The organism is Candidatus Tisiphia endosymbiont of Mystacides longicornis (assembly GCF_964031095.1).
Taxonomy (GTDB): Bacteria; Pseudomonadota; Alphaproteobacteria; order Rickettsiales; family Rickettsiaceae; genus Tisiphia.
The window spans coordinates 504,954-520,831 of the sequence record NZ_OZ035004.1; the positions used below are offsets into that span (position 1 = coordinate 504,954).

A 15,878-nucleotide genomic window follows, 5' to 3' on the forward strand; every position below is an offset into this window, starting at 1 on the left:
TGAAGATGGATGATAACTAATGCCTAAAGTAATTTTTGTTGTAGATAAAGATGGGACAGAGAAAATAGTGGACGCCCCTATAGGATTGTCTATTTTGGAAATTGCTCATCAAAACGATATTGATCTTGAAGGTGCATGCGAAGGCTCTCTAGCATGTGCTACTTGCCATGTTATTTTAGATGAGGAATTTTATCACAAATTAAAAAGTCCTTCCGAGGCAGAAGAAGATATGCTTGACTTAGCATTTGGTCTTACTCATACTTCAAGACTTGGTTGTCAGATTATTGTTACTGAAGATCTTGACGGTATAAGGGTTCGCTTACCATCTGCTACCCGTAATATTAATTTATAATTGAGTATAATAAAGTGATACGTAAAATTTTACTTTTTATTTGTTTAACTTACACCATAATATGGTTTGCCGTTGCTTATACTATCAAAAGTAATGTGGTAAGTACTATAAATAATTCAGAGACAGATAATATTAAGATATCTTATAGCCAAGTCAAAGTTTCTGGTTTCCCTTCCCGCTTGCAGATTAGTTTAGTCGAGCCAAAAATAAAATTTATTGATCATATTAATTCTAAAGAAATATCTGCTGAAAAAATGACATTTTTATTTGATTTTAGTTTTAAAAAAGCTAACTTGATTTTAGGACAAACAATAAAACAACAAGAAAATTTTGGTGGTAAGTTAATTGAATATAGTGTACAGTCGAAGCAAGATATTGCCGCACTAGTTAAATTTAATAAACCTATATATAGATTGTCTAGTGGAGATAATCTAAAATCTATCGTGAAGCTTTTGCAAGTTAACAATAAATTATTATCAATTATTCAGAAAGATAAGGAAATTTTTAATATTAGTGACTTGGTTTTCTTAATCAATAAAGCAAAATTTCAGGATGGCGAAGATGTAGCTTTACAATTACGTTTGTCATATGCTGCAGAGGAAGATTTTTTGAATTTCAAAACAGCTCAGCTTGATTTAGCCACCCTAATAAATATCTCTACGGATCAAGGTAAAGATATCAATTATATCAAAAATTTAAATATTGACCGATTAGTTTTCTCTTGTGATGATAATGCCCAAATAGCTTTAATAGGTTTTTTGCAATTTTTTGAGAGTAACTTACCAAAAGGTAAATTATCTTTTGAATTAACTAATCATCATGATATCATCGATAAGTTGATACCTAATAATTTGTTATTACCTAAAAAAATGATCAAGGCTATAATTGAGAAAGTTGCTAATTCTTCTGTATCTGAAGTGGTTAAGACAGATGATAGTGAAGTAGCAACTTATGAAAAGGTAAAATTTGATATTGAGTTTTCTGATAATGGCATACATATAGGTTCAATTAATCTGCTTGAGTTTAAACTAGAGGATAATCAGGTTGATACCCTGCAAGAAGAAATATCGGAAAATTAAGGCTAAAGCTATAGTAAATCAAATTGAATTAGGTGATAAGATGTGGTATAAATAAAGGAAAAAATGTCAACAAGTCCATATAGTCAAGATTTAAGAGAAAAAGTAATAAATTATATAGAAAAAGGTAATAGTCAAGAATCTGCTGCTAGAATATTTGCTATACATAAAAATACAATTAGCCGTTGGAACGTAAGGAGAAGAAAAGAAGGAACAGTGCTGGCAAGAGCTAGACTAGGATTTAAAAGTAAGATTGATAAAAAAGCATTGGAATATTTCGTAACAAATAACCCTAATAGTAAGCTACAAGAAATTGGTAAGAATTTTGGAATTACAGGTTCTCAAGTAGCTAATATATTAAAAAAGTTAGGATTTAGTTATAAAAAAAAACCTTTAGCTATTTGGAAGCAAGTGCAGAGAAACGATCTGATTATTTAGAAAAGATCAGTAAATATGATAAAGATAAAATAGTATATCTTGATGAAAGTGGGATAGATATGACAATTTGCCAAGATAGAGGTTGGGGTAAGATAGGAGAATTATTGATTGGCAAGAAGAGTGGGAAGCATTATCAAAGGACTAATATAATAGCTGGTTTAGTAAATAACAAACCAATAGCCCCTTTTGTTTTTAATAAAACTTGTAATACAGAACTATTTAATAATTGGGTTGAAAAATTTTTGATTAAAGAGTTAACAGCAGGACAGGTTGTAGTGATGGATAACGTTAGTTTTCATAAATCTCAAAAGACAAAAGAGCTAATAGAATCAGTTGGTTGTGAAGTTATTTTTTTACCCCCATATTCTCCAGACTTAAATCCAATAGAAAAATTTTGGGCTAATATGAAGCGATGGATTCGAAACAAAATAGCGGAAATTGGTACATTATCTAAAGCTATTTCTGCATTCTTTGTCACCTAATTCAATTTGATTTACTATATATGGGTTTTATATTGTGTTGTTATTACCACAAACTATCGCTATAATATTATTGACCAATGTTATAATAGTTTTTTAAGTTGGCTGAAGACAAATATTATGCTATACACCTAAAGCTAGGTGACCTAAGTGAAATTTGAAAAGAATTTATGTTTCACAGGTATTTATTTGAGAGCCTATAAGGGATTCTTGTTTATTAATTTTAAGGAGAAATATATGAAAAAACTATTGTTAATTGCCGCTACCAGTACGGCTCTTTTGACTTCTGCTACATCATTTGCTGCAACAGGTGGGTTTTATCTTAAAGCTGAAGGTGGAGTAGTTAGGTTGAATGAGCTAAGCTTTAAGGATGATAAAGATGATAAAGTCAAGGGTATTGGTAAGTCTAAACCCGTTATTTCTGGTCTTGTTGGTGTTGGTGCTGGTTATAATGCGATGGATAATGTTAGAATAGAACTAACCCTTGACTTCCTAACCAATCCAGAATTTAAATGTTCTCGTACTTTTAAAAATCCAAACGACGATAAGGACACATCTGTAGAATCTCAAGCTAAAGAAAATGTAAGATCATTATTGCTTAGTGGTTATGTTGATGTGTATGAGTTTGCAGGTATTGGTAAAATCTTTGCCGGAGCTGGTGTTGGTATGGCTCAAGTGCAACAAAAGATTACTTCTACTACAACTTATGATGGAAAGGTTGTAAAAGGAGAAAAAGATACTTTATCCTATGATATGGCTAATAACTTTGCTTATCAACTAACTGCTGGTGTTTCTTTTAATTTGGCTGATAACATGAACCTAGATCTTAGCTATAGCTGGAGAGATTATGGAGAAACAGGCGAAATAAAAAAGGACAAAGATGATAAGAGCAAGGATAAGGACAAGACGCCTAAAGCCACCATTAGAAGTCACAACTTGATGGCTGGTATAAGATTTGATCTCTAATAAATAGTTTATTGATTCATTATTTTTATTCTACAAAAAAAAGGGGGCTTTTTAGCCCTCTTTTTTTTTGTGCTTTTTCAGTCTTTGACAAAAACAAAATATATTTAATTTACAATTAAATATTGCATAAAAAATTGAAAATCTGTTAGAGTTTAATTGAAAGTCTATTAAATTTCTTTTACTTATAATTAGGAGCAAATATATGAAAAAATTATTGTTAATTATCGCTACCAGTACAGCTCTTTTGACTTCTTCCGCATCATTTGCCGATGAAAATCAGCCTGCAAATGTAATGAAAGCAAATCCAAATGAACATCGCTTTTATCTAAAATTTGAAGGTGGTGCAAGTAAGTTAAATACAGAGAAACTTGAAAATTATAGTGTAAAAGTAAAATCTAATGCTACTGGTATTTTGGGTGTTGGGGTCGGTTATTATATTACGGATAATGTTAGAACAGAGCTAACACTTAATTTCCTTACTAATCCAGAATTTAAGGGATCATTTTCTAATGGTATTGATATTAAGGTGTTTAAACTTAAAATATCTGGGCAAGGTAAAACAAAAGGAAACGTCAAATCATTATTGCTTAATAGTTATGTTGATTTGTATGCTACAGATAATGTTAAATTATTTGCCGGAGCTGGTGTTGGTATGGCACAAGTGAAAGAAAAAACTACTGGTACTATTATTGTTGAAGCTGAAGTTAAAGATGAAGATGAAAATGAAGTTGGAAAAATATCAGAAACATTTTCTGACTCCTCTAAGAATGCTAATAATTTTGCTTATCAGTTGACTGCTGGGGTTTCTTTTAATCTGACCAAAAGTATAAAACTAGATATTGCCTATAGCTGGAGAGATTATGGAGAGACAAAGCCTGGTGAAATTAATATAAAAATCAAAGATATGGACGTGTATAGTGAAAAATCAGGCAAAACCCCCTACAGAGGTCATAACTTGATGGCTGGTATAAGATTTGATCTCTAATAAATAGTTTATTGATTCATTATTTTTATTCTACAAAAGAAGGGGGCTTTTTAGCCCTCTTTTTTTTGTGCTTTTTCAGTCTTTGACAAAAACAAAATATATTTAATTTATAATTAAATATTGCATAAAAAATTGAAAATCTGTTAGAGTTTAATTGAAAGTCTGTTAAATTTCTTTTACTTACAATTAGGAGCAAATATATGAAAAAATTATTGTTAATTATCGCTACTAGTACGGTTCTTTTGACTTCTGCCGCATCATTTGCCGATGAAAATCAGCCTGCAAATGTAATGAAAGCAAATCCAAATGAACATCGCTTTTATCTAAAATTTGAAGGTGGTGCAAGTAAGTTAAATACAACAAAGTCTGACGAACCTAGCAATCTCTCTATAACAGCAACGTTCAAGAGTAAATCAAATACCGCTGGTATTTTTGGTGTTGGTATGGGTTATTATTGCATGGAAAATGGCAGACTAGAATTTACACTTAATGCTTTAGTCGGTTCAGAAGCTAAAGACTTTTTCACCATTAGTAGTCATTCTCTTAAAAAACAAGTAACGGTAAACGGAACGGCAATTCGTAAAGCTAATATTACGTCATTGTTGTTCAGTGGTTATGTTGATTCTCCTAAAGTAGGAGGTATTTTTCAGTTCTTTGTAGGGGGTGGTATTGGTTTAGCTCACATAAAAGAAAAAACTAATGTGAATTTTGTTACTACCTCAAAAGAAACATTATATATATGGGGCAAAGGAGATGTAGAAATCCCAGCTAATTCTACTACATTTAATGTTGAGGAAAAGGCTAATTCTACTAACGTTGCTTGTCAGATAGTTGCCGGTGTTTCGGCTGATATAACTAATGGCGTAAAGGCTGAGATTGCATATAGCTGGAAAAATTATGGGAAAGTAGTATACAAAGAAATGAGGGCTTCAGAGGTAGGTTATGCTTATGGACCTAACAAGGTAGTTTTAGGACATACCTACAGAGGTCATAACTTGATTGCTGGTATAAGGTTTGATCTCTAATAATCAACAGTTATAGTCAATTGATAAGAAATTGGTGACGTTGTTATTTATCGCTCGGCGATTAGATGTAAGGCTATAAATACAGATAATCCTTTTGTACACTGGGTTATGTAGTAATTTTGAGCAAGACTTATAATAAAATATCAAGTCAATAGCAGGAATGTTTTGACAATTTCAGATATAAAATGTATCAAATAATGGAAGACTTGAATTATTTTTAAATAACGCGGGATCTGCGTATTGTGATAATAAAAGAACTTGCAATAATGTTTAAAAAATAAATTAAGTGGTTTAATATGCAAAAAAAGAAAAAACCTCATACCCCTATTATACCTGCTGCTAATCGGAAAACCAATAATTCAGAGGCGGTTGATGCGATGTTTGGCAATATAATGATGGATATGATGAAAGAAGGTCAGTGCGGTCATGATCATGATTTAGAGGATGATTTCTATGCAGAACAAATGATGAGTATTTTACCTAACATTATCAGGTCTACCATTGATATGGCAAAGTTGGTGATTGATAATAGAGTAAGAAATTCTGATAGAATGACAGACGATGATATTTATCAAATTCACCGTGACGCTTTTAAACATCTTAATAGTGTATTTACTGAAGATTAATGATAGCCGGTTGAGTAACAGCAATTATAAATTCATCTTACGTATGGCATATAGAAAATAGCTTGGCATCATTGCATATAGGTGTCAGTTTAAGAAAACAATAGTTGAAAAATCGTCATTGCGAGGAGCCACTTTAGTGGCGACGAAGCAATCCAATAAATGTGGATTGCCACGACCACTACGTGGTCTCGCAATGACGACTTTTCTGTAATTTTTAAATTGCCACAAAGTTATGCGTAAGGTAAGTAAATTATCAATTTTATTATGCTTTACTACGATGCAAGCCTTGCATATCAAGGTTCTTATGAATTTTCTAACCCAGAATTTGGGTTATAAGTAATAGGCGTCGCTCCATCGTTCCTAGCATCAACTTTTCCTAAGTTGGCTATAACTAAAAATATTTAGCAAATTTTCCACATTATCAGTATCAGCAAGCTTATTATTTTTATATTCTCGACATTTAAGGCATTTATGGGTCAAGACCAAACCTTTTTTACCATCTATTTTATAAGAAATTGGTTGCATTAGCCCATTACATCCAGATGCCCTATCGCCAGGATTAATATCTACATGCTTACTGTAGAAACATATTGAGCAATGATTAGTATAACCATTGCCTTGGATAAATTCACCACACATCTCACAAATAAAATCTTCCTTATTTCTATAAAACTTTTTTGCTACCATTAATTTAACTTATTATTTGGATATATTTCTTGATCATCCTTTTTACTGAATCATCCAACAGGAGTTCTTCGTGATTGCCAGCAAAATCTAGCCATCTTAAATCATGTGATTCGGCATTTTTTACAAAACAATCGTTACAAACGGTTTTTAATAAAAATCTCACATCATAATGATAATGCTCCTGCTCTTTAGCATTATAGTCAATTGATGAGAAGTTGGGGACGTCGTCGCTCATCGCTCGCCTATTACTTATAGGCGTCGCTCCATCGCTCCTAGCCCCAAATTCTCCTGAATTGACTATAGTAGGAATAAAATGAACATCTATATCGTAAATTTGTTTAGAAACTGGCTCAATATCTAAAATTCCAGATTCTTCTTGAGCCTCTTTAATTGCTACAGCTAAAAGATCATTATTACCATCACAATGCCCTCCTGGCTGCAACCATTTACCCAATTTACGATGATGCATTAATAAGAATTTTGTCTTATTAGAATTAAGCAAAAATCCTGAGCTAGTAAAATGCCCTTCTTTTGTCTCTCTACTAAAAGGATTTTCACAATTATCTAAAAAGTCTAACATCCTTTGTTTATACTCATTTTCTTCTTGAAAATTGCTGACATAATTTTTTATATTCTCACGCAAGTTCATAATATTTCTTTTCGTCCAATTTCGGTCATTTCTATTACCAGCTGCTTTATTTTTCTGATTTCTGACTTATTTGCGATCAGTAACGCATCTTTAGTATTAATAATTATTATATTATCCATTCCTATTACCGCAGTAAGCTTATTATTAGAGCTAATATATGAATTGGTACTATCAATGTTGATCACATCACCTTCACAGTAATTATTGGTTGTATCTTTCTCTTGCATTTGCCATAAAGAATGCCAATTACCAATATCATTCCAACTAAAATTGGCTTCTATCATAATCATTTGCCTAATATTTTCTATTATAGCATAGTCTAAAGAAATTGGTGTAATATGTAGATATGGTTCTAAAGCAAGAGTTATATTACCACAATTTTTAGTTGCAGAATAATATGCTTTATATGCATGTTTAAATAGTTCCTTTTGCCATAATTTAGCCTGCTCTAAAATAAAATCTATATTAAAAATAAAAATTCCTGAATTCCAAAAATATTTGCTATTTTTATATTTGTCATTTTCTTCTAAATAATTTTGTGCCTGTTGAATAGTAGGTTTTTCTACAAATTGTTCAGTTTTATAAATTCCATCTGCTAATAACTTCTTTATTTTAATATAACCATATTCGCTATTTGCAAAACTAGGTCTAATGCCAATAGTACAAATACCAAATTTTGCCAAATAATTCAAAGATTTATTAATAGTATCTAAGTAGTTATTAACATTGTGTATATAATGGTCAGAAGGCAGCAATATAATCGTATCATAGCCATTATTCTTTGCTTGAATAGCTGATATAATCGCACATGATGCTGTATTTTTAGCCACAGGCTCTATTATTAAATCTGCTTCTATATTTAGCTCTCTAAGTTGCTCCTGTGCTATTGATTCATAATCCTTAGCAATTATTAAAGTTGATTTACCTAAAGTTTTATTGGTAATCAAAGTTTTTTGGATTAAACTAAAATTATCAAATATTTTGATGAATTGTTTGGGTTGCATTTGTCTCGATAATGGCCATAATCTTGTTCCTAGACCACCAGCCATAATTACTGGTTTTATTTTCATCGCTATTAATTGTATTAATTTCTAACTAATTCAATTAATAGTATAAAATATATGACAAGTCTACTAAAAACAAATATAAGAAACCTGTACGCACAAAAAAAATAAAAAAACTAATAAATTTTTCTTTAAAGTAGTTGGGATAATTATCTATGGTTTGTATCGAGGTTATGTAGAGTTTTATGATCACCAATGGAGGTATGTGACTCCTACCGACCAACAAGTACAGAAATATACAATTAGTGCAGATACAGCCCTACACTTATACCAATTAATGAAAGACACTCATGAAATATTGACTAAACATAACATAAATTATTGGATTGAGAGCGGCACGCTTCTTGGAGCGGTAAGACATCAAGGTATTATACCTTTTGATGATGACTTAGATATTGGCATAATGCATGCTGATGAAATCAGATTACAAGATATATTAACGGATTTCACAGAGCTAGGTTATAAAGTTCGTCATCAAGATTTTTATACAATATGTGATAAGAGATGTATAGATATATTTATCTTTCGCCAAAAAGGTAACAAATTTTTATATAGTAATTTTAGAACACTACATAGATTTCCCAATGATTTCTTTTATATAAATGAATTATTTCCACTGAAAAAATATCAATTTGGTGAGATTGAAATTTATGGTCCTAATGAATCTAAAGGAAATTTAGATAGAGCTTATCCGGAATGGGATAAATATGCTGTAATTCAACAACCGCATAATTTTCATGTTACCCTTTCACCTATTGAACAAAAGACTAAATTTATTTTAACTCCGAAATTATTAGAACCAGCTAAACCAACTGGCCCTTTAGAAAATCGGGTAATTCCCAAACCATTAATTAAATAGTTAGTTGAATTCAACAGAATCGAGGAATTTAGAATAAACACTGTTAATATTTGATTTATAGGATTAATATGTTAGACTATACTTACTTGTGGATTAAACATCAAAATTTGAAGGCTTAATGAAGTTTCAAAAAGAGTCGGTTATTTTAAATAACGAACAAGACTCTATATCGTTTGCACAAACTATCGCTAAAAATTTAGAGTCTAATAAAATTATAACTTTTTCAGGTGATTTAGGTTGTGGAAAAACATTTATCTGTCGAGAGATTATAAAGCATTTTTGTGAATCTGATATTAATATCAGCAGCCCTACTTTTAATTTGCTACAAGTCTACAAGACTTCAAAATTTATGATTTATCATTTTGATCTCTACCGTTTAAATTATTTAGAAGAAATTTATGAACTAGGTATAGAAGAAGCCTTGCAGGGCAATATTTGTCTAATTGAATGGCCAGAAATAATTGAAGAAATATTACCGCCACCTATAACTAAAATTCATCTACAAATACTCGAAGATAATAAACGCTTTTGTAGTATTTATCATTTCTCATAATCTAACCTCAATTCGGGATAAAAATAAGCAATATCACAAAAATAATGAATACAGCTATTAGTGGAGCAAAAATATCTGTTATAGTCAATTGATGAGAAGTTGGTAACGTTATAAATCTGATTAGTATTTAACCTCAGAGTCATTGCGAGGAGCTACTTTAGTAGCAACGAAGCAATCCAGAAAACAAGTAGAAATGGATTGCTTCGGAGGCTTATGACTCTCGCAATGACAGCATGATGGGTACTTATTCGACACTAATTCAGGTTATACGAAGTATGTTTGAGTTTCAATTCAACAAAAAATAATTAGTAATGACCATTGATAATATTATTGTATTACTATATTTGATATCGATACTTGTTATTGGTATCTACTATAGATCTAGACTTAGAGGTTTTGCCAATTATGCTACCGTTCAAGACAAGATTAAAAATAGCAGGATATTATTAGTTGCAACTATTTTTACTTCATCGGTTGGCGGAGCTACTACTTTGGGTATTGCAGAAAAAGCTTTTTCTGGTGATTTATCGTATAGTTATGGACTGATACTCTCTCTACCAGTCGATATACTAATAGCTATTTATCTTGTACCCCAAATAACTAAACATTATGGAGCAGAAAGTGTTGGCGATATAATGGCAAAATATTATGGAGAAACAGGACGTTTTATTGCTGGCATCACAACTATTATGGTATCTATAGGCTTTGTTGCTGCCCAAATTAGTGTTAGTGGATATATTTTTCAATATATTTTAAAAATTAACTACTTAGAAGGAACTCTATTAAGTTATGGGATTGTTATTATCTACACAACTATTGGTGGGTTACAATCAATTATGTTTACTAATTTACTACAATTCTTCGCGATGATAATTGCTTTGCCAATTATTGCAATATGTGGTCTTAACAAAATTGGTATTAGTGATTTTATCAACCAATTACCTATTGAAAAAGTATATTTTATCCATCATAATAACTTTGCCAGTGAGCTATTTATTAATACGATAACCGCTATGCTAGGATTTTATGTAATGAACTTATATCCTATTTTTATTCAAAGAGCTTTAATTAACAATAATGCCAAAAAGACTAGTAATGCTATATATATAAAATCAAGTATATATGCTATATTTTTAATATTTATAACCTTAAATGGGTTAATCGCCTATAATCTTTACCCCGACTACTCTTCTAATTTAGCATTGCCACACCTAATTGATCAAATAGTTCCTTCAGGGTTACAAGGCTTTGTGATAATTGGCTTACTTGCATCAGTCATGTCTACTGCTGATTCTGATTTAAATGTTACCTCAATAGCTCTAGTGAAAGACTTGTTGACTCCTATTTTTAAAATACAGAATCAAAAGAAATTATTGCTAATTACTAGAATTACTAATGTTGTAATCGGAAGTTTTGCCATAATCATCGCTTTAAAATTTGATAATGTAATTGATCTAGTAGTGTTTATCACCGGGTCTTGGGGACCAATAATATTAGTTCCTCTAATATTTGCCTTTTTCAACATCACTATAACACAAAGAATGATGATTCTATGCGGATTAAGTGGAGCCTCCTCTTTCTGCATTTGGACATATTTTTTTGCTAGTAATTTTCGACTAAAGGGTGTCTTTATTGGTACTATGTGTAGTTTGTTAGTTTTTTGCATAGGATTACTTAGAAAAAGGCTCGGTTATGTTACAAAATTCTAAACTTATAGGCAGTGATTTAATAAAATATCACCTCGAGAATGCACCTAGCCTGCCTGGAGTTTATAAAATGCTGAAAGCTGATCGGCAAGTTATCTATGTAGGCAAAGCTAAGAATCTAAAAAAACGTCTTACTAACTATATTAAAACTGATCTTGATAATAAAACAATATTAATGATCTCTCTAACGCATTATTTAGAGTATAATGTTACTAATTCTGAGGTTGAAGCTTTATTGCTCGAAGCCCAGTTAATTAAAAAATTTCAACCTAAGTTTAATGTATTACTTAAGGATGATAAGTCTTTTCCTTATATTAAATTACGCTTAGATGTTGATTACCCACAATTAATTAAATATAGAGGAAAGAACTTATCTGGTGGCGAGTTTTTTGGTCCATTTGTTTCCTCAGAGCAAGTCGATACTACCTTAAAAGAATTACAGAAAATTTTTAAATTACGGTCTTGTAGTGATAATTATTTTAATAATCGCAAACGCCCTTGTTTGCAGTATCAAATTGGTCGATGTTCAGCCCCATGTGTTGAGAAAATTAGTAAAGAAAATTATAGTGAACTAGTATGCCAAGTAAAGAATTTCTTAAATGGTAAAACTAAAGAATTACAAAAAACTTTATCTCACAAAATGGAAGAATTAAGTATACAATTACGTTTTGAAGAAGCTGCCGAAATACGAGACCGAATAAAAGCACTAAGTTATATCCAACTAAAATCAACTTTATCTAGTAATTCTATTAAAAACGCTGATGTTATAGCTATTGTTGAAAAGAATAATTATTATTGTATTCAGCTATTTGTATATAGATTTGGTCAGTCTTATGGGAATATAGCGTACTTTCCGTTTCATACGGAGGGCAGTAATAAATCAGAAATATTGACACAATTTATAAATCAATTTTATCAAAATGCTCAAATTCCGAATGAGATAATTATAAACCATCCTATCATTGATCTAGAATTAGTAACCAAGGCTATTAGACAATTGAGTGGGAATAGCAAATTTAGCATCAGACTATACTCGAATGATCTGGAGAATGGGGACAATAAACAAGGGGTGAGCGAGCGGAGCGTATATGAAGTATGTAAGTACGCCAATCCCCCGAAGTTTTGCGGAGCCAATTCTTCAAAGCATTCGAGTATAAGATTATTAGAAAATGCTGAGTTTAATGCCCAATTATCACTTAATCAGCATTTAAAACAATTTGCTAAAAATCAAATTATCTTTCAACAAATACAACAATTATTCGATCTGCCTACCATACCAGATAGAATTGAAGTTTATGATAATAGTCACATTATGGGAACATTTGCCGTAGGTAGCATGATTGTTGCTAACCAATCAGGTTTCGATAAAAAAGAATATAGAATTTTTAATATATCTATTCCCCAAGGGAATTCCCAAGGTGATGATTATGAGATGTTAAGAATCGTCTTAACAAGAAGATTTACTAGATTAAAAAAAGAACATCTACCAAATGAGCAGACAAGTACCAACTTCTCATCAATTGACTATAAAACTTTAATGATTATCGATGGAGGCAAGGGGCATCTATCTGTAGTACAAAAAATAATGAAAGAATTTGATCTTAAAATTCCAGTTATTTGTATGTCAAAAGGACCTGACAGAAATGCTGGATGTGAACAATTTCATATGCCTAATAAAGAGGCTTTTACAATCGATAAGAGTCTTCCGGTCATGAAATATTTACAAATTTTGCGGGATGAAGCACATAATTTTGCTATAAAAAACCATAGGCTACGCCGTTCCAAAGCCATTAAAGTTTCTAGTCTAGATGACATAAGTTCAATTGGTGTCACCCGAAAGAAAGCCTTGTTACATTATTTTGGCTCATATAAAGCAATATGTGATGCCACTATTGATGAATTATCTAAAGTCAATGGTATAAGCCAAACCCTTGCAAAAAACATTTTTACATCGTTACATAATAAATAATAGACTACTTATTGTTTATACAGAATAATGCAAATAGTAACTCACCTTACGCATGGTATTTGAAAGTCATATAGAAAATAGTTTGGCGTCATTGTGAGAAGCTACTTTAGTAGCATTGAAACAATCCAAATGGATTGCCACGACCACTATGTGGTCTCGCAATGACAGATAACGTCATTGCGATGAGCCGCTAAAAGCGGCGACGCAGCAATCCATTTTTGTGTCACCCCTGCGTAGGTAGAGGGGTCTAGATTCCGCACCGAAGCGGGAATGATGGTATGGACGAGTGAAGCGAAATATGCTTTACTTGTACGGAGTCAGCTGAAAAATAGTTTTCAGCTGCTCCAAATTAAATAATAATTTAATTAATAGGTCCATACCATGATAAATAATAGCATAAAAAATACTATAATAGGAATAGATTTAGCAAAAAATAGTATGCACTTGGTGCAAGTCGATCAAAATGGCAAAAAAATAGGTTACCAAAAAGTTACAAGAGATGAGTTAATAGCCTATTTAAGCAATCTCGATAAAAGTTCATTGGTAGCTATGGAGGCATGTGGAGGAGCTAATTATTGGTCACAGGAAATTGCTAAGCTTGGTTTGCAAGTCAAACTAATGAAAACAAAAGATGTAAAAGTTTATGCTATAGTAAATCAAATTGAATTAGGTGACAAAGAATGCAGAAATAGCTTTAGATAATGTACCAATTTCCGCTATTTTGTTTCGAATCCATCGCTTCATATTAGCCCAAAATTTTTCTATTGGATTTAAGTCTGGAGAATATGGGGGTAAAAAAATAACTTCACAACCAACTGATTCTATTAGCTCTTTTGTCTTTTGAGATTTATGAAAACTAACGTTATCCATCACTACAACCTGTCCTGCTGTTAACTCTTTAATCAAAAATTTTTCAACCCAATTATTAAATAGTTCTGTATTACAAGTTTTATTAAAAACAAAAGGGGCTATTGGTTTGTTATTTACTAAACCAGCTATTATATTAGTCCTTTGATAATGCTTCCCACTCTTCTTGCCAATCAATAATTCTCCTATCTTACCCCAACCTCTATCTTGGCAAATTGTCATATCTATCCCACTTTCATCAAGATATACTATTTTATCTTTATCATATTTACTGATCTTTTCTAAATAATCAGATCGTTTCTCTGCACTTGCTTCCAAATAGCTAAAGGTTTTTTTTTATAACTAAATCCTAACTTTTTTAATATATTAGCTACTTGAGAACCTGTAATTCCAAAATTCTTACCAATTTCTTGTAGCTTACTATTAGGGTTATTTGTTACGAAATATTCCAATGCTTTTTTATCAATCTTACTTTTAAATCCTAGTCTAGCTCTTGCCAGCACTGTTCCTTCTTTTCTTCTCCTTACGTTCCAACGGCTAATTGTATTTTTATGTATAGCAAATATTCTAGCAGCAGATTCTTGACTATTACCTTTTTCTATATAATTTATTACTTTTTCTCTTAAATCTTGACTATATGGACTTGTTGACATTTTTTCCTTTATTTATACCACATCTTATCACCTAATTCAATTTGATTTACTATACATCGAAACAGAAAAATGATTATAACGATGCGTTAGCAATATGCAAAGCGGCTCGTGATCCAGAATTAAAAACTGTGCTACTAAAAAGCAAGGAGGAACAAGATATAAAATTCTTGCATAAAATTAGAAGTAATACGATCAGAGATCGTGTGCAAAAAACTAATTCTACAATATCAAGTTTATGTGAATATGGCTATAATACAAAATTAAGTAAAAATAAATTTTGCAAATCATGTAGGCTGGAGGTAGAGTTAGCGTATAGTAAAGGTTATATAAATTCTGGGGTAAGGTCAATTTTACTTTTAGAATGTAAAGAAATTGAGGATTTATGTGACAAAGAAAAAACTTTAGAAAAGCTGATTATCAGCAATAATAAGCAAAGTGAGAAAGCTACTAGGTTGCAGACAATTTTTGGCATTGGAGCAATCAATGCTAGTTGTTTGAGTGTAGCCCCAATGGAAAGTTATCCAACCCCGAGGGATTTTGCTGCTTCGCTTGGTTTGGTACCAAAGCAACATAGCTCAGGAGATAAGATAGTTTTAGGAGGGATTACCAAACAAGGAGATAGATATGCCAGAACTATGTTGATTCAAGCCGCAAGGACAATAGCAATAAGAGCAAAAAGTGATAAGGAATCAAAAGATAAACTAGTGCAGTGGGCAGTGAAGAAATTTGCTGAAAATAAATCATATAATATTATATGTGTTGGTTTAGCAAATAAGTTAGCAAGGATTGCTTATGCAGTAGTCACCAATGGTAGCGAATATGTTGCAAATTAGTTTAGTTGGAAAAAAAGAAGAAACTATGTCAACTAAATAAAAATTGGTAATTGATAAATATTGTGAGTAAAGAATAGTAACAATAAAGAGA

At 31.4% G+C, this 15,878-nt stretch carries 20 protein-coding genes; 14 read left to right on the plus strand and 6 right to left on the minus strand.

Annotated elements, in window-relative coordinates:
* Positions 1-19 precede the first annotated feature (19 nt).
* The 8 genes from ACQH6S_RS02695 to ACQH6S_RS02730 all read left to right on the plus strand — a co-directional run bounded on the left by ACQH6S_RS02695 (position 20) and on the right by ACQH6S_RS02730 (position 5,947).
* Positions 20-352 (plus strand): ferredoxin family 2Fe-2S iron-sulfur cluster binding protein, encoded by a 333-nt coding sequence (locus ACQH6S_RS02695; RefSeq protein ID WP_094649120.1) that lies wholly within the window; start codon positions 20-22, stop codon positions 350-352.
* 14 nt (positions 353-366) lie between these two features.
* Positions 367-1,431, plus strand: a complete 1,065-nt coding sequence (locus ACQH6S_RS02700; protein ID WP_425360029.1) for an RP198 family tick cell line-upregulated protein — start codon at positions 367-369, stop codon at positions 1,429-1,431.
* A gap of 63 nt (positions 1,432-1,494) precedes the next feature.
* Positions 1,495-1,866 (plus strand): IS630 transposase-related protein, encoded by a 372-nt coding sequence (locus tag ACQH6S_RS02705; RefSeq protein WP_425364376.1) that lies wholly within the window; start codon positions 1,495-1,497, stop codon positions 1,864-1,866.
* Positions 1,830-2,348 (plus strand): IS630 family transposase, encoded by a 519-nt coding sequence (locus ACQH6S_RS02710; RefSeq protein ID WP_425364377.1) that lies wholly within the window; start codon positions 1,830-1,832, stop codon positions 2,346-2,348. The genes ACQH6S_RS02705 and ACQH6S_RS02710 overlap by 37 nt, the downstream gene beginning before the upstream one ends.
* A gap of 234 nt (positions 2,349-2,582) precedes the next feature.
* Positions 2,583-3,311, plus strand: a complete 729-nt coding sequence (locus ACQH6S_RS02715) for an outer membrane protein (RefSeq protein ID WP_425360030.1) — start codon at positions 2,583-2,585, stop codon at positions 3,309-3,311.
* Positions 3,312-3,513: 202 nt separating this feature from the next.
* Positions 3,514-4,296 carry an outer membrane protein gene (locus ACQH6S_RS02720; RefSeq protein WP_425364665.1) on the plus strand — a complete coding sequence of 261 codons (783 nt, stop codon included), beginning with the start codon at positions 3,514-3,516 and terminating at the stop codon, positions 4,294-4,296.
* 200 nt (positions 4,297-4,496) lie between these two features.
* Positions 4,497-5,321: a hypothetical protein gene (locus tag ACQH6S_RS02725; RefSeq protein ID WP_425360032.1), complete on the plus strand. Its 825-nt coding sequence runs from the start codon at positions 4,497-4,499 to the stop codon at positions 5,319-5,321.
* Positions 5,322-5,617: 296 nt separating this feature from the next.
* On the plus strand, positions 5,618-5,947 hold the full coding sequence (locus tag ACQH6S_RS02730; protein ID WP_094649115.1) for a hypothetical protein: 330 nt from the start codon (positions 5,618-5,620) through the stop codon (positions 5,945-5,947).
* Positions 5,948-6,313: 366 nt separating this feature from the next.
* Here ACQH6S_RS02730 and ACQH6S_RS02735 read toward each other — a convergent pair whose 3' ends face one another.
* Genes ACQH6S_RS02735 through ACQH6S_RS02745 form a run of 3 tightly spaced genes read right to left on the minus strand, consistent with a single transcriptional unit; the run spans position 6,314 to position 8,353 of the window.
* Positions 6,314-6,634, minus strand: a complete 321-nt coding sequence (locus ACQH6S_RS02735) for an RNHCP domain-containing protein (RefSeq protein ID WP_341749261.1) — start codon at positions 6,632-6,634, stop codon at positions 6,314-6,316.
* 4 nt (positions 6,635-6,638) lie between these two features.
* On the minus strand, positions 6,639-7,283 hold the full coding sequence (locus ACQH6S_RS02740) for a palindromic element RPE2 domain-containing protein (protein WP_425360033.1): 645 nt from the start codon (positions 7,281-7,283) through the stop codon (positions 6,639-6,641).
* Positions 7,280-8,353 carry a mannose-1-phosphate guanylyltransferase gene (locus ACQH6S_RS02745; RefSeq protein ID WP_425360034.1) on the minus strand — a complete coding sequence of 358 codons (1,074 nt, stop codon included), beginning with the start codon at positions 8,351-8,353 and terminating at the stop codon, positions 7,280-7,282. Before ACQH6S_RS02745 ends, ACQH6S_RS02740 begins: the two co-directional genes overlap by 4 nt.
* A gap of 139 nt (positions 8,354-8,492) precedes the next feature.
* Here ACQH6S_RS02745 and ACQH6S_RS02750 point away from each other — a divergent pair, with 139 nt between their 5' ends.
* Positions 8,493-9,206, plus strand: a complete 714-nt coding sequence (locus ACQH6S_RS02750; RefSeq protein WP_425364704.1) for a LicD family protein — start codon at positions 8,493-8,495, stop codon at positions 9,204-9,206.
* Positions 9,207-9,324: 118 nt separating this feature from the next.
* Positions 9,325-9,759: a tRNA (adenosine(37)-N6)-threonylcarbamoyltransferase complex ATPase subunit type 1 TsaE gene (tsaE, locus tag ACQH6S_RS02755; RefSeq protein ID WP_425360035.1), complete on the plus strand. Its 435-nt coding sequence runs from the start codon at positions 9,325-9,327 to the stop codon at positions 9,757-9,759.
* On the opposite strand, the gene ACQH6S_RS02760 is transcribed toward tsaE, so the two are convergent.
* Positions 9,747-9,902: a hypothetical protein gene (locus ACQH6S_RS02760; protein ID WP_157905657.1), complete on the minus strand. Its 156-nt coding sequence runs from the start codon at positions 9,900-9,902 to the stop codon at positions 9,747-9,749. The two genes, tsaE and ACQH6S_RS02760, sit on opposite strands and share 13 nt — an antisense overlap.
* Positions 9,903-10,070: 168 nt before the next feature.
* On the opposite strand from ACQH6S_RS02760, the gene ACQH6S_RS02765 reads away from it, so the two are divergent.
* The 3 genes from ACQH6S_RS02765 (at position 10,071) to ACQH6S_RS02775 (ending at position 14,136) form a co-directional block, all read left to right on the plus strand.
* Positions 10,071-11,468, plus strand: a complete 1,398-nt coding sequence (locus ACQH6S_RS02765; RefSeq protein ID WP_341749257.1) for a sodium:solute symporter family protein — start codon at positions 10,071-10,073, stop codon at positions 11,466-11,468.
* Positions 11,452-13,434, plus strand: coding sequence for an excinuclease ABC subunit UvrC (gene uvrC / locus ACQH6S_RS02770; RefSeq protein ID WP_425364666.1), 1,983 nt, complete (start codon positions 11,452-11,454; stop codon positions 13,432-13,434). Before ACQH6S_RS02765 ends, uvrC begins: the two co-directional genes overlap by 17 nt.
* Positions 13,435-13,815: 381 nt before the next feature.
* Positions 13,816-14,136: a hypothetical protein gene (locus ACQH6S_RS02775; RefSeq protein ID WP_425364667.1), complete on the plus strand. Its 321-nt coding sequence runs from the start codon at positions 13,816-13,818 to the stop codon at positions 14,134-14,136.
* Here the strand turns inward: ACQH6S_RS02775 and ACQH6S_RS02780 are convergent.
* Positions 14,101-14,619 carry an IS630 family transposase gene (locus ACQH6S_RS02780; RefSeq protein ID WP_425364377.1) on the minus strand — a complete coding sequence of 173 codons (519 nt, stop codon included), beginning with the start codon at positions 14,617-14,619 and terminating at the stop codon, positions 14,101-14,103. The two genes, ACQH6S_RS02775 and ACQH6S_RS02780, sit on opposite strands and share 36 nt — an antisense overlap.
* A complete protein-coding gene (locus ACQH6S_RS02785; protein WP_425364376.1) occupies positions 14,583-14,954 on the minus strand; it encodes an IS630 transposase-related protein in 372 nt (123 codons plus the stop codon). The genes ACQH6S_RS02780 and ACQH6S_RS02785 overlap by 37 nt, the downstream gene beginning before the upstream one ends.
* A 41-nt stretch (positions 14,955-14,995) precedes the next feature.
* Between ACQH6S_RS02785 and ACQH6S_RS02790 the strand changes: the two genes are divergently transcribed.
* Positions 14,996-15,787: an IS110 family transposase gene (locus tag ACQH6S_RS02790; protein WP_425364668.1), complete on the plus strand. Its 792-nt coding sequence runs from the start codon at positions 14,996-14,998 to the stop codon at positions 15,785-15,787.
* Positions 15,788-15,878 lie beyond the last annotated feature (91 nt).